This window comes from Methanosarcina sp. WH1 (genome assembly GCF_000970005.1).
Lineage (GTDB): Archaea > Halobacteriota > Methanosarcinia > Methanosarcinales > Methanosarcinaceae > Methanosarcina.
Genome location: NZ_CP009504.1, coordinates 1,468,621 through 1,483,093, shown reverse-complemented (window position 1 = coordinate 1,483,093; position 14,473 = coordinate 1,468,621). Strand labels below are relative to the sequence as shown.

Annotated in this window: 7 protein-coding genes and 2 pseudogenes; all 9 read right to left on the bottom strand. The window is 46.9% G+C overall.

Translation table 11 applies throughout. The features are described from left to right. Positions 1 to 403: 403 nt before the first annotated feature. Positions 404 to 1,936: an APC family permease gene (locus MSWH1_RS06590; protein WP_231591911.1), complete on the bottom strand. Its 1,533-nt coding sequence runs from the start codon at positions 1,934 to 1,936 to the stop codon at positions 404 to 406. A 41-nt stretch (positions 1,937 to 1,977) separates the two neighbouring features. Beyond that, a pseudogene (gene mtbB / locus MSWH1_RS06580) lies at positions 1,978 to 3,381 on the bottom strand ([dimethylamine--corrinoid protein] Co-methyltransferase). A 63-nt stretch (positions 3,382 to 3,444) separates the two neighbouring features. Beyond that, positions 3,445 to 3,871 (bottom strand): annotated as a pseudogene (locus tag MSWH1_RS06575) (B12-binding domain-containing protein); the annotation flags it as partial. Between the two features lie 266 nt (positions 3,872 to 4,137). After that, positions 4,138 to 5,436 carry a hypothetical protein gene (locus MSWH1_RS06570; protein WP_048127143.1) on the bottom strand — a complete coding sequence of 433 codons (1,299 nt, stop codon included), beginning with the start codon at positions 5,434 to 5,436 and terminating at the stop codon, positions 4,138 to 4,140. Positions 5,437 to 5,539: 103 nt separating this feature from the next. Next, on the bottom strand, positions 5,540 to 5,914 hold the full coding sequence (locus tag MSWH1_RS06565; protein ID WP_231585714.1) for a superoxide dismutase family protein: 375 nt from the start codon (positions 5,912 to 5,914) through the stop codon (positions 5,540 to 5,542). 590 nt (positions 5,915 to 6,504) lie between these two features. Then, positions 6,505 to 6,993, bottom strand: coding sequence for a hypothetical protein (locus MSWH1_RS06560; protein ID WP_231591910.1), 489 nt, complete (start codon positions 6,991 to 6,993; stop codon positions 6,505 to 6,507). A gap of 1,122 nt (positions 6,994 to 8,115) precedes the next feature. Further along, complete coding sequence (locus MSWH1_RS06555) at positions 8,116 to 11,556, bottom strand: DEAD/DEAH box helicase family protein (RefSeq protein WP_048127141.1); 3,441 nt, start codon at positions 11,554 to 11,556, stop codon at positions 8,116 to 8,118. Further along, positions 11,556 to 13,664 (bottom strand): DUF262 domain-containing protein, encoded by a 2,109-nt coding sequence (locus tag MSWH1_RS06550; RefSeq protein WP_048127139.1) that lies wholly within the window; start codon positions 13,662 to 13,664, stop codon positions 11,556 to 11,558. The genes MSWH1_RS06555 and MSWH1_RS06550 overlap by 1 nt, the downstream gene beginning before the upstream one ends. 5 nt (positions 13,665 to 13,669) lie before the next feature. Beyond that, positions 13,670 to 14,473 (bottom strand): TIGR02391 family protein, encoded by an 804-nt coding sequence (locus MSWH1_RS06545; RefSeq protein WP_048127137.1) that lies wholly within the window; start codon positions 14,471 to 14,473, stop codon positions 13,670 to 13,672.

The window sequence follows — 14,473 nt, the reverse complement described above, 5'->3', positions numbered from 1 at the left end:
ACAAGCTGGCGGAGGCGCCCTATATTTACCTGTGAATTAAATAACGTTCAGGGTATTGGGAAGCGTTTTTCGGGTCTGGAAGACTTTCTGAATTCCGTTTCTCTTTAAATACCAGCATGAATTAACCTGTTACTATTTTTCTCCCGGGGCAAAAGAGATGTTTTCAGTCCTATAAGACTCATAAGAAAAAACAAACGACTCCAGCTTCGGATATTCTGAATAATATCAACCAGGTAATCAAAGAACATCATTAATCAGGGAGCACCTGAAAATAAGAGAACCTGAAAATAAGAGAACCCGGAACATTCCTGTTCCGGTTGAATTTGCGGTCAGAAACTGCTACCTGGGATCGCGAAATCTCCAGGGAATGGTCCCGGACCTTCTCATGCTGAAGTTTCAGTTTTCATGCAGAACTTTCGGCTAAAACCGCTTCCTTTTCTGCAGCTTTTGTTTCTTTTGCTTCAGTTGATTTTTTTGTCTCTTTCTGGGAATAGAACCAGAGCGGAATATAGAGACAGAGTACTGAAAAACCGATTCCGGTTGTAGCCCAGCCAAGTTCGAGGCTGTTGAGGTATACAATACCCACAAGGAAGAAGGGGATATTCAAAATGGCAGTTGCCAGTGCTATGTTTTTCCAGCCTTTCGGGGCTTTAAAGGGCCTGTCCAGTTTTGAGAGTTCCGGGTCATTTCTTACCTTTACGTAGGTATAGAGGCTTATCCCATTTGCACAGATATATCCGATTGCAGAAGCTGCCAGAATTGCGGTCGGGGTCCCGAGCAGGATAAGGCCCATGTTAAACAGGGCGTCGGCAATCATTGCGTTCATAGGGTGCCCGTGGGAGTTCAATTTGCTCAGGAATGAGGGTAGGTTGCCTTCAACTGACATCGAGTAGATTGACCTTGCCGAGGAGAGGAATGCAGTCTGGATGATAAGGAGCATTGCCCCTACAAGCATGATAATTGCAATTGAAGCCCCAAGTGTGCCAAGCGTGAGGTTGGCAATAGGAAGCATCGGAGATACGGGTTCGGAAAGCACACCTTCAACTCCGAGCGTGCCTATAACCGAGGTCTGGACCAGCACATAGAGCACAAGGCAGATTCCTCCGCAGACCAGCAGCGCTTTTGGAGTGTCAGTATTCGGGTTCTTATATTCGGGGCCGTAAATTGCTGCGGTTTCCCAGGCACAGGCACTCCATTCAGCCATTGCGAAAATCCCGAAGAGGATAAGGATGTGTTTCAGATCCCAGGTCCAGTCCGTTGGGAACCAGGAGCCTGTGATGTTAGCAAGGTGGAAGTCTCCCGTAAGAAACGGGGCGATGGTAATAACGATAAGAGGAATCAGGGAAACAACAGCCAGGATGTATCCAGCCCTTGCTCCGTTCTTGAGCCCTTTTGAGTTTATAACGGCAAGAGACCCGAAAATCACAGCTCCGACCAGTAAGGAGAGCAGGGTCTCAGGAATGGCTGAAAAGGCAGGGATAAGACCCTTGAGATAACTTCCGATAAGGATTGCATAGATTGCAAGCACCGGGCTCCAGCCGAACCAGTAACTCCAGGCACTGAAACCGCCAATGAATTTCCCTAACTTAAACTTTCCTTTATTGTGTTTGTTTGAATTCGAGCCAAAAACGGTCTGTGTGTATCCTGGCAGGCCGGATGCCTTCGGAAAGACAGTTGCAAGCTCTCCGAATGCAAGGTTCTGGAAAAAGCCCAGGAAAATGGTCAGGCCCCATACAGCTATTGAAAAAGCCCAGACGTAACCTGTAAAATAGCCTATTGAGGGCAGGATCAGTAAAGGGACGCCGAGGGCAATTGCAAGCCCCTGTTTCCAGTCAATGGACCTTTCAAGTCCTTTCAAGTCACAGCTTGCTCTGTCGCATTCCTCTGCATACTGCCAGTCGATTTGAGATTTAGATTGGGGGGTATTATCTTTCAAAAAAATCACCTGTTTTCAAAATTTCTCTTTAAGAACCCGTTTCAGGCAATCTGTGCCCTGAAAGTTTCGCAGGAGTTGATCTTTATATCGAGCAGTTTTTCGATGTTCATCTTTGCAGCAATGCCCTTTGCAGCTCCTGGCACGGAGGTGATGACACCAATGTCAAGCTCTTCACGGAGTTCTCTCATGACATGTTCGTCTGAGAGGTCCAATGTTTCAACGTTAAGCTTCTTTGCCACGTACTCTTTTGCCTCCTCGATGCGCATGTTCTTTGAAAACTCCATCCTTGCAACGAGGTCGCCTGCAGCCCTGATCCCAGTCATCCCCGACGCCATTATGTGGGAAATCGGCATCCCCAGCGGGTCGCCGACCCCGATCTATATGCCGTCTACGCCGGCAATCTCAACCATTGCCTTGCTTGCTCTTGTAACCGCATCTACCGGGGGAGTTTCAAGCATGGGGATTCCGCCTACACCCATACCCATGTTCACGTGACAGGGAATTGAAGACGCTTCTACTGCCGCTTTTATGAATGTGACAGCCCGTGCCAGGTTCCAGGCTGAGGTCTTGCTTGTGTTGGTGTTGACCACGGGACCAAAGACGTTTGCACCGGCTGTTGCTGCCAGAGGTGCCTGTTCATGCGGCCAGAGTCCGGCAAGGCGAACTCCATCGTACTCCAGTTCCCCGTGCATCCCGAGCACCATTTCACCTGCCATGCCCATTTCAATATACATTTCCGGAAAATGAGCCCTCAGGACTTCAACTGCATTGAGTGTGCCGTACATATCCGCATCTCCGGCTGCTGCAGTTGTATCAAAGTTGACCCCGTCTACCCCTGAGGCAAAGAGCTTCTGCATAACCCAGACCGTATCCCTTGTAAGATGTTCGGCTGCATGTTCCATGGAATTTTTTGCCTTATCGATCTTGAAGGCTTTCATAAGGTCCCCGGGGTTTTCGAAGGGCCCGTCAGGAGTATAATAAAGCCCCATGTTTGGCATTGCCCCATAAAAGAGCGGGATGATCATGTTCTGCTGGCAGACTTCCATTGCCTGGCACTCGTTTGCGACTACGGGCTTTACCGGCTTGAAACTGTAATCAATGTGTCCGAGTTCCATTGTGTCGGCTCCAAAGGCTCTCTCATGCGTCATGCAACCCACAAGCCGACTGGAAGGAATTCCAACTCCACTGTTGCCCTGGTCTCCATCAAGCCTTATTGTGCCTATATCGTGAGTTACAGGCACTTCCATGCCATGTTCAACGCTGACGGCTTTTCCGGGCATCATAAGGATTTCTGCAAGCCTGTCGATTTCATCAGCACCAAGATCGGGGATTTCTCCAAGGTCTGCAGCGTTTCCAGAGCCGGCTTCGATTTCGCTTAAAATTTTTTCTCTGGTAAGGAAAACTCTCTTTCCATCTCCCATCCTCAGAGCATACTCAATTACCATTTTTTCCTCCTTTTTTGAACAAAACCTGTTAAATTTAAACTGAAATTTAGGGGTTCAAAGCAGGAGTTCCTTTGCCTTCTGGACAAACTTCCGGATAGGAACATCCCTGCCTATGTCGTGGACTTCAAAACCAGCAGATTGCAGCCATGGTTGAGACGATCGACTTGCCTATGTCGTGTACATCGCCTTCAACAGTCCCGTTTACAATTACTCCGGGCTTCTTTTCCCGGGTACCTGTCGGCATGCTCTCTTCGAGCAGTTTAACGCCTGCTGTCATTGCATCGGCTGCCATCATCACATGTGGCAGGAAGAGTTTCCCTCTCTCAAAGAGAATTCCTACCTGATTCATGCCTGCTGAAAGCCCTTTTTCAATGATTTCTTCCGGTGGGAGCTCAGCCTTTGCTTTTTCAACCTCTTCGAGAACTTTTTCTTGTTTACAGGAGATTACCGCATCGGCAATTTCGTGGAGCAATCCTTCAATATCTGCCATTTTATTCGGTCCCTTTTTCATCTCAAAATAACAGTGAATGGTCTCTCGGAGTTTATCGGAAGACGGTAAGTTTTTTCCTATTCAATCTATTTAACTTTTTCCTAGATTAAAGTAATAATGTTATAATGTTACGAATGTTTGAAAAAAGTAATGTAGTCCTTCGTTCTTCCAGAGAATGAGAATTTTTAAAAAAACAGGAATCCGGTTATGGTAAAAAGGAATTTATGCAGCAGGTTGCTGCCCCTTATATACATCACATTTCATTTTTACTTCTGTGTTCCCCTGTGTCTCTTTCTGATTTCCCTCGACGAAGTCCCATCGTCTTCGTATTCGTCAACCGGGATTATTTCGCAAAAATCAAGGACCTCAGGGTTTATGGACAGTTCAATTGATTTCCTGTGAAACACCATGAACCGGACATTCTTTTCTTTAAAGTGCTTTAAAATGGCGGGTGTATCTACTGTGCCGCCATAATATTTTGCGTCAAATAGTCTGTTGAAGGTATCTGCCCCGATGATGAAGGTGCTGTTCGGAAAAAGGTCGGCTTTTTGCAGGAAGAGCGGTGCGTTGGTCAGGCAAACCCCGCCCATAAAGGCTTCACCTTTGTATTTCCTCAATGAATCAAGCCTCTGGCTCAGTGAGATAAAATCTATAGGGGGCTTGTCAACGTTCGTCAAAGAGATTTCGAAGTGGACGGGCGCATTATATTCCTTCGAAGCACACATCGCCATAAATACATGATTCTTGTGACAGGGGTCAAAAGAGCCTGAGAATACGAGTTTTATTTCTTCAGGTTTTTCGGGTTTAGTCTCATTGGGCTTTATCTCTTCGGAAGCTTTTACTTCATTAAGATTGATCCTTGCCATTCCAGCTGTTTTGCAGGAACTCTCCGGGATGCAGCTCTGCTGTTTCAGGAGATTTCCTACCACCCAGGAAACGGAATCATATTTTTCAATAACTTCTTCAATTACCTCTTCTCCCTCTTTTCCTGTCCTTTTCCTTCTCTCTTCCGCGGCCCCGATCCCGTCCTGCAAATCGATTTCAGGAACGCCGCAGTGACGGGCGAGTACATTGAAAATAAGGAGAGCAGCAATCTTTTCTTCCTCTTCCCTTGTCCGATCTGCTGCCAGTTCAAGTGTGCAGACCCCTGTTTCACGGGTTGACTGGATGGCAACGTGGACCTCGTGTTTCCTGCCCTCCCGCTCGTTTGCAGCCTTAAGCTTGCAGGTTGCTCCGATTCCGATTACTTCCGGGTCTGCAGGCCCGCCGGAGCCTTTCGACAGTCTCAGGGCCCGCTGGTAAGCAACCATCGCCATCAACCTTGCAGTTTTCTCTGAGCAGTACTTTTCAGGTTTCCTGCCGAGGAACCGGTCCATTGCATCTGTACTGTATGGAACAACCGCGTCGAGTACTGTTGCAGAGCCACTGCCGTGGCGGAGCAATTCCCCGAGAATCTCGGCTCCTCCACCGGTTATTGCCAGAACGACTTTAAAGGGCGATTCGTGAACCTGGAAAATACGTTCAATAAGCACATTGTTTTTATCTGCAGCCAGATTGTCTACCATCAATCTTCTGGATACATTCAATGAGATTATAAGTATTATTATTCACGTTCAGTCATTATTCACGTTCAGCCCGTGTTAAAAAAAATAAGGTTAAGGAAAAAAATTATCTTTTTTCGATGACTCCACAGACAATCCGGGCACCACTGTTGCCGGAAGGATCAGTGAACTGGTCGTCAGGATCGGCATGGATGACCAGTGAGGTACCGTTGGCCGGAAATAGCGTGGTCTTTCCGGGTGACAGCGTCACAAGGTTAGTAGTGACGTCCATATATCCCGTACCATCCTGCCCCACGAAGAAATTGGGTAGATCACCGGCATGGGGACCTTTCGGATTGTCAAGCCCATGTTCTTTGCCCAGAGGATTATAGTGTCCGCCTGCAGAGGCAAAAGACGGTCCTGTGCAATTCGCTTTATCGTGGATGTGGATGCCGTGCAGGCCCGGTGTCAGGTTGCTAGCAAAGACCTGAATTCGAACCATGCCAAAGGCGTCCTCGGTAAAGGTGGCGAACCCTACAGTACTGCCATTCGCGTCCTTCAGAACAGCTGCAGCACTGTCTGTAGAGTTTTCCTGGGCGGAGCCCACAGTTGAAAACATCAGTACTGTCGAGATAGCCATCAGTAATATCAATCCAGTTTTCATCAGCTTATTCCCCCTTAAAAGTGACAATTTTAATGTAAAAATTTTAATGTAAAAGAAGTCTGCCTGTTAACCCATGGATGAGATGAATAATAATCTCCCATCCTGCAACTGGTCAAGTAAAATGCTCCGTCTCCCCGTTCCAGACATACTCCTGGACAAATAAACGGCAAGATAATATAAAAAAGTTATTATAATACAAAATTTATACTCTGAAGCCTAAATTAACTCTAAAAATCCCTGATCATGCGAATATTTTACCATTTTGGAAAAAGACGACTTTTTTATTAGTGACTCAAGCAAATATATCCAGGGTAATTATAAAAGGAGTTTGATCCCCTCCTTTTCAAAGACCGAAAACCCAGTCTTTTCTCCAGAATCCCTGCCATATTTACTGGAATAAATGACCTCACCCTGGTCCCGGTAGTATATTACCGAATTATAGGGCACTCGCGGGTCAAGCAACCTTTCTCCCTTATTTCCCTGAGCAGGTCTGGCACCTCTCTCCAGATCCTTTCATTGAGTACATAACGTTCCCCGTCTCTTTTTATCAGGCTTATCTTTAAGGCTTTTTTTAATAAAGCATAGACAGTACTCTTTTTCACATCCGTCTCTTCAATGATTTCATCCACAGTTTTTGCTTCAAGCAGAGAGACGAGTATAGGGATTCCGGAATCTGCCAGAACATATATCAAATTCGGGTACGAATCGAGAATCTGGGTCAACCTGACCATCAAGGTGCTTTTCCTGGGAACAATTTCTCCAGAGGAGAGGGCTGCAAGGTCTTTTTCTTCAAGTTTTTGCACAATTCGGTAGACGTGCTTTTCGCTTTTATTGAGAGCTTCGGCTACGGTGCTTATTGAGGTGTTGCCTTTTGCGAGTTCTGCGATGGTTTGGAGTTCGGTTCTGGAAAAATGCATTAATTCCAATAATATGCGAATAGAACCTTAGTTTGACAGTATAAATTAAAGTTAGTGAGAAGCTTCGATTTTTTGTCAAAAATCAATTGACAGTATTCATAAATTTCATCAAATTGCCTCTGATTTTCCAGCTACACAATCACTATAAGGTAAATTAGTAGAGATTTTTGTCCTATTTTGGCACTTTTGGCACCTGACTTTTTGGATAGTATCTATATTTTATCTGAGATTCATGCTATCTGTCAAATTCGATACCAAAAATTTGATCAAAAATTATGAAAATAGCTATCAAGAGAAAGAGAATCATCTGTCAAATTGAATCGTAAAAAATGGGCAAAAATTTGTTGAAATAATATTACTTATTATTCCAACAGATATGAAAACAATCTTTCAACATAAAAATCAAACTGTCAAACTCAGGATAGAATATAAGTTTTCGCGTTTGGATGGAAAATCTGAGTAGGTGGTAGTTTATTCTTCGGATTAAAAATCAGTTTGTAAACAATGTTTTTGGGGAGGAAAGTCAAAAATTGGACCAACTTAATTGTCGTGACAGTGTCACGATAATCTCTTCTTCCGGGAACAAATCGGAGAAATCGATCCTCCGTCGCAGGTGCAAACAGGAGTTTGTGCAAGAAGTTCTTGCACAATTCTCTCTCAACCGACCAAAGACCCTAGATTTTTTGATTATTTCCTAGCACATGAGCTTCCGGAAGTATATCAGGATCAATTGTCTACGCAGTGCGGAGACAATTTCTTGTTTGTATTACACCTTTTTTCCTTGAGTTTTCCCTATCAATTTTCGTCATCGGGTAAACTTTTAGATCAATTGTCTACGCAGTGCGTAGACAATTAGCTCATCGAATTGTTGTATCAGTGATACGACAATTTCCTGCCCGTATTACCCCTTTTCCTTCAAGCTTCTTCTCGCAATTTTCATACGCGGCCAATAAGCAGGAGTTTGTGCAAGAAGTTCTTGCATAATTCTCTCAGCCAGACAAAGTTTTCATAATTTTTGGAGTCTTCTCCTCGCAAATGAACGACCTGAGAGTGTTCAACTCAATTGTCGCCTCACTGCGGCGACAATTCCTTTATAAATTCTCCGAAGCAGTTCAAAAACCCTCAAGCTGTGGTTTGTTGCGAAACCGGAGATGCAAGTGCTGTTGCCTTGATCTGCTCCAGTGCGGATATCAGCTCATCTATCTGGGTTGAGGTGAAGAGTCCGTCAGGCCCTTGCGTTGTAAGGTCAGTAAATGGTGATTCGTAAAGCAGTGCAGCATCCATCACACCGTGTTTTGCAAGATGGTTTATGATCAGGTTTATGAATTCGATCTGGTTTGCACTAAAAGTCTTGCCTAAGAGGAATGTGGCAAGCGCCTGTTTTGCAGCCTCCCTATCCAACCCTACCAGTGAACGTACAAAGAGGCCAAGCCCATGTGATACCTCTTTGGCACGGGCAATTTCTTCCGGGCCTCCCAATCCGCTTTCAGAGAGTATCCGCTCCAGCTCATCGAGATCAGATGCAGTTAGTGGCTCATTCATCCTGAGCTTATGAATTACGGCCTGGTCCTGATGTTCCAGAAGGAAAGCCCTTGTCTTGGCGCGAAACTTCTCGAAATCTCCGGATGCAGCAAAGCCTGGCAATTCTACGTCGGTTTCACTGCCCATTTCATCTTCAAAGTCGGTATAAATAGGCTTCCTGCGGTGTTTTTCTATCAGTTTTACCAGGTCACGGAGACGCCGTCGAAGCGTTTCCAGCATGGGAGTTGTAACGTTTTCCCACCATTCCTCGGTCTGCACATCCAGAATTAGATTCATCTGGTCACGCACCATTGGGATAGTCGTTTTTTCTTCCAGAAGCCCGGCGATATCTCTTACCTGGTTACGCAGGCGCTCAAAGGCGGGCTCGGCACGCAGTAAAGCCAGCTGCAGGTTCAGGACCAGGAGGTCAAAGCGCTTTGCTTCTTCGGCTTCCGGTTGCAGTTCCGAGGGCAGGCCTGCGACTTCATGGGAAAGTTCGGAGAGGTCTTCCCTGGACAGCTTTAGCCAGGTTTCGGGCCTGGAGTATTTCTCGACCAGCCGCCGCCTGGGACGCACGACGAAGTTGTCCAGATTCATCGAGGCAATTTCACTGTGCAGCATTTTGGCAATCGAGCGGCGAACTTCAGCTTCTGTTTTTGGTTCACCATAGATTTCCAGGGTCTCCGCGCCGACTCCGAATTCGATGTCAGCTTCAAGTTTCCTGTCCAGCTCAGAAATTAATTCAAGCCGGGATTTGAACAGACGTGTGCCAAGCGAATCACCCAGTGAACCATCGGTGGTTTCCGGGTTCTGGCTGAAGAACTCCAGGTTCTGGCAGTAATCAAAAAGATAAAAGAATTGTTTGTTCTTTCCCGGTTCAAAAAGGTCCGGACACAGCCGGGTACCGCGTCCCACCATCTGCCAAAACTTTGTCTTTGAACGCACCATTTTAAAGAAGACCAGATTCACGACCTCTGGCACATCAATTCCGGTGTCAAGCATGTCCACCGAGATGGCAATATGAGGGTTTTTTTCCTTGATCGAGAAATTATCTATCAGGCTCTGGGCATATTCAGTCTTGAAAGTGATAACACGGGCGAACTCGCTCTTGAAATGAGGGTAATTGGCATTGAACCGGTCGGCGATATATTCAGCATGTGCCTGGTTTTTGGCAAAAAGGATGGTCTTGCCTAACCGGTCCCCACCAACGACTTTCAGGCCCCGCTCCATCAGGTGTGCGAGCACTTTGTCCACAGTGTCCTTATTGAACAGCCATTTGTTGACGGCTTCGGCTTCTACCCTGGCAGGGATTTCGCCGTCTTCGTCGTCCCACTCAAGAGTGTCCCACTGTTCTTTATCTTCATCTGAGAGCTCGTCATAATTGATCCCCTGGCGCTGGAACTTCAGGGGCACTGAAACCGCTTTAGGAGGGACTAAAAATCCGTCTTTTACAGCTTCTTCCAGATGGTAGGCATCGGTGGGAACACCTGTTTCGAGGTCAAAGAGGCTGTAGGTATTGCGTTCAATTTCATTTTTGGGCGTTGCTGTAAGGCCCACAAGGAGAGAATCAAAGTAGTCGAAAATAGCTCTGTATTTCTTGAAAACCGAGCGGTGCGCCTCGTCAATAATTACAAGGTCGAAATGCCCAACTCCAAAGCGGCGCTGTCCATTGCTCATCTCTTCTATCTGTTTCATCATCGTAGGATAGGTCGAAACGAACACTCGCCCTTCTGTATATTTTTCCGTGACAAGGTTCACAGGGGCTGAGTCTGAAAGGTGTCGCTTGAAGGCGTTTACCGCCTGGTTGACCAGAGCCACCCTGTCGGCAAGGAAGAGCACACGTTTGACCCAGTTGCAGCGCATCAGGAGGTCACAGAGTGCAATGACTGTGCGGGTCTTGCCGGCGCCTGTTGCCATTACAACCAGAGCTTTTCTGTCATTGTCCTGTTCAAAGGCTTCTCCGATGCGACGGATGGCCCGGGTCTGATAGTAGCGGTCGACGATGGCGGAATTAATCTCTGCTTCGGAGAGAGGTCTGCGGCTGCTACGCCGCTGGATGAGGAGTTCCAGTTCGGCTTTTTTGTAGAAGCCCTGCACCTGCCTTGGAGGATATCTGGAATCGTCCCAGATCCAGGTTTCATACCCGTTTGAGTAGAAGATAACCGGCCTTTGCCCGAACTGGTTTTCCAGGCAGTCAGCATAGAGTTTTGCCTGCTGCTGGCCAACCCGAGGATCGCGTTTGGTTCTTTTTGCTTCTACCAGGGCAAGGGGTTTTCCGTCGTCGCCCCAGAGCACATAATCTACATAGCCGATGCCTTTTTTGTTCGGCATGCCTGAGACTTCAAATTCCCTGTCCCGAGCTTGATCCAGAGCCCAGCCGGCCTCTTTAAGTAGCATATCAATGAAGTAGTCCCGGGTTTCAGCTTCGGAATAATCATGGGTGTCCGGCAGTAAAGCTGAAGCTTCTTTTGCCTTTGCAACCTCAACCCGCAGGCGTTTGAGTTCTTCATCCAGCGCGGATTTGTCGGCAAGCAGTTCCGAGAGTTTTTCGTCCTTTTCCCGCAGGCTGGTTTCCAGGTTCTGGAGCTGTTCTATCGTCTGCTTCGGGACAGTTGTTTTTGGCAGATCTTCAGGGTTAAAGCTCAGTCCCGGTTCAGGTTTTCCTTCTCTTGCATAGGTGCGTGCCAGCCAGTAGCTGATGTGGAAAAGTTCACGCACTGCTGTTATTGAATCATCCACCAGGACTGAACTGTTGCTGTGCACAGCCTGATTTCCAAGCCGGATAATAACCCTTGCTTTGTTGAAGATTGCCTCTCCCGCAGCTTTCTTGAATGTAGGTTCATGAATAAGAGCACTCAAATTATCCTGATACGGCAGGAGCAAGGAATAATCGTGCTTATACATCCACTGCACAGTCAGTTCCAGAGCCCTGCGAGTATAAAAACAGGCAGTTCGCGGGTCAGGATAAACTGCATTTGAGGCTTTTATGGCTGCCTCATACAAAGAAGGCCATTCGGCTTCGAGAAAGGCAAAATTGGTCATTAATTTCCTCCGTTCCCCATCTGCCGCTCAAAAGATTGTCGCACCAGACCCATCACATAGGGTAGCTCATCCAGCGATCTCAAGCCTACTTTTACATCGCCGTTGCCCCAACACCCGATGTCTGAAACGTCCTTGCAGAGTCCTTTGGGATCGTTTATGCCAGAAAAAGGCAGATTGAGTGACAGGATCAGCCGCTTAGCTTGTGGCACCACATCCACAAAGTTAGTCTCAGCTTTGTAGGCGACATAAAGCTTGAGAAACTCCTCAGTTACACAGGGATCGAGAGCTAACACTTGCTTACGGAAGGCCTCGAACAACTCATGCATGGTTCCAGTTAGCAGGTGTGGATGGTTCTCAATTGTGTAACCAGATGCGGCAGCCTTTGGCTTGTACGCCTCAATGATATCGGTAGCCAGCTTTGGCATTGTCCATACATCAAGAGCTATTTCTGCCAGCCTACCTGCCCTTTCTTTGATAGTGTCTTCGTTCCACTGGTCGAGCTGACCAAGTCCTTTATTGAGTTTGAGCGGACTTTCCTTGAAGCCGCCCGGCATATCACATTTCTCAGTGAAAGACCGGTCGCTGTACTCAGAGTTGTAGCCAGTGAGTGTGAGGTTTCCAAGAGTATGCAGCCATGTCTCATGAATTCGTTTCCACTCCAAGCCAAGTTCCGTTTTCCAGGCTGTGGAGAGATTCTCATTCTGTGGCATGATATGCTCGATGGTGTACTCATCTACCAGCACACGTTCTTTATGTCCGTAGTTTTCCAATCGTCTTATCCAATAACTACGGCTTCGGAAGTTGTAGAGGTCACGGATTTGCAATTCACGCCGGAATTCCTCGTCATTTGGGAAGCGGCGATACGAAGGCAACTGAAGAAGGTATACCTGGATGCTTTTGAGGTAACGATCCTTTTTGAGTGCTCTGGAAAAGGTTGCAAAGGTCTTGTTCATTGAATTTGTGGGGATAGAGCAGATAGCGCGTCGGAACACGTAGGCTTCCACCAGCCGAACTGCTGCAACAAAATCTTCCCTGGACAGCACTCCGGTTGCGTAGTCGTGATACAGTTCGAGCAGGAATGGATAGGCCACATCTACCCTAAGCTCGCGTAAGTCATGGAAGGCCAGTTTCAGACCGGGATCTGTCTCTGTTCCCAGTGCCATAGCGCAGAAGTATCGAGAATATGTCCGGATATCGGCTACAAGTGCTTCTACTCCTGCCTGTGCTGTTTTTTGGGAACTGGCGTGAACCTTAAACGCATCATAGACTTCCCCAATTCTGGGAATCTCCCCGGTTTTTACAGTCAAATAATGGCGCATGAATCCGTCGAACTGCTCACTGTAGGCTTCCTGCCCGAAATCCACCTCCATTGGCCGCCAGAACTGCTCGTAGAGTCTTGTCTGTAACTGTGGTTCCAACCCCATCAGGATATAGTTGCGAATCAGGTCGGCCTGGCTAAGCTCTTTGCCGGTTGAGTTCATGCTTTCAAAAATGAGCTGAGGGTTGTCCTGATCGCGGTTGAGTGCGATATCAACTACTATAAGTTTGGCCAACCCTTTACACAGAGGCATGAGATTGTCTTTACACCCAGCAATCCACGATTCAAAAAGTTTGAAATTCTCCATTACCCGCAGAGAATATTCTTTTGGCTGCTCTCTGTTGCCGACAATAGAAGTAAGTGAGTCCTTATCCGTCTGCGAAAGGATAAGCTTGTAATACTTTTCTCCTTCTTCCTCCGGGTTAAGCAGATAATAATTACGCAGCTTGCGGGGAGAAAAACCATCCAAAGGCTCACGTTTTTCTTCATCTAATTGGTCAAGTGCTCTGGAAAGGGCAGCTATCAGCAGGGTTACTGTGGTCAGACGCTGCTGTCCGTCGATTACGAGCAGTGGAGACTGGCTGGATACCTGATAAATCCCTTTTTCTATGTAAACGATAGAGCCGACGAAGTGAGCTGAGATATCATCGTTGCTGCCTGTCCGCAGAATATCATCCCACAACTGCCAACACTCTTTCTCAGTCCATGAGTAGGTGCGCTGGTATATCGGAATAACAAACTGGGGGGATTTCCTAAGGAAATCCAGTAATTTAGCTTCAGTAGCTTTCATAAAAATCAGTCTCCTCTGAGTCCTGTCACGGTGCACTCGTCCAGTTTTCTATGCAGGAGTGAAATTAGGGATAGGTAATCCGCTGCATCGTCTTCACCCTGCCAGAGTATCTTTGGTCCGTGAGCTAACGGATTGCGGACAGCTGCAAAGCAGCCTTTCAAAAGTAAAGCAAAACCCTTATGTTCTGACCTCTCGGTCTCAGTTTGCAGTGAATTAATCGCCAGGATCGGCTTCTCTATTGAAAAAACCTTATCGATAAGAGCGGCTCCATCTGTCTGTACCCCAGATAAATCACGTATCCGCTGAGCCAGACCCTTGGAAGCCTCGAATACAGCATGGAAATAATTATCCTGCAGAAGCTCAGGCCGGCAATACTTCAAGACTTCTGGATGTATGCGCCTTCCCTGAAACTTTGCTCGGATAGTTCGTACCCTTTTTTCAGCTTCATCGAGAGTTTTCGCAGTTTTACACTGCCGGAATCTTCCGTCCTGACCGTATTCCAAACCTGAGAAAGAAAGTATAATGTTTAGCTGCTGGCGATTCGTTTCGAACTCGTCATTGCGTCCAACGAAACGAGCGGGGGTCAGAAAAGATTGAATAAAGTCAATGATCAGATTCGCACACTGATGTTGTTTTTGGCATTTTAGGAATGCCCAATAAAGCCGTTTCCATTTTGTGGACTCACCTGAATCATCCACCAAGTCCTTACTGCTAAAAAATCGGGAGATATCGTTACCATTTCCGCATTCTCCAAGCAATTGTGCCAGTGCTTTAATTTGGCCGTCTGAGAATGGCGGAACGGCACTCAT

Excerpts from the sequence above, each read along its gene's own strand:
- MSWH1_RS06570 (WP_048127143.1), bottom strand. The coding sequence starts at position 5,436 with ATGGTAGACAATCTGGCTGCAGATAAAAACAATGTGCTTATTGAACGT.
- MSWH1_RS06565 (WP_231585714.1), bottom strand. The coding sequence starts at position 5,914 with ATGGTTCGAATTCAGGTCTTTGCTAGCAACCTGACACCGGGCCTGCAC.
- MSWH1_RS06560 (WP_231591910.1), bottom strand. The coding sequence starts at position 6,993 with ATGCATTTTTCCAGAACCGAACTCCAAACCATCGCAGAACTCGCAAAA.
- MSWH1_RS06555 (WP_048127141.1), bottom strand. The coding sequence starts at position 11,556 with ATGACCAATTTTGCCTTTCTCGAAGCCGAATGGCCTTCTTTGTATGAG.
- MSWH1_RS06550 (WP_048127139.1), bottom strand. The coding sequence starts at position 13,664 with ATGAAAGCTACTGAAGCTAAATTACTGGATTTCCTTAGGAAATCCCCC.
- MSWH1_RS06545 (WP_048127137.1), bottom strand. The coding sequence starts at position 14,473 with ATGAGTGCCGTTCCGCCATTCTCAGACGGCCAAATTAAAGCACTGGCA.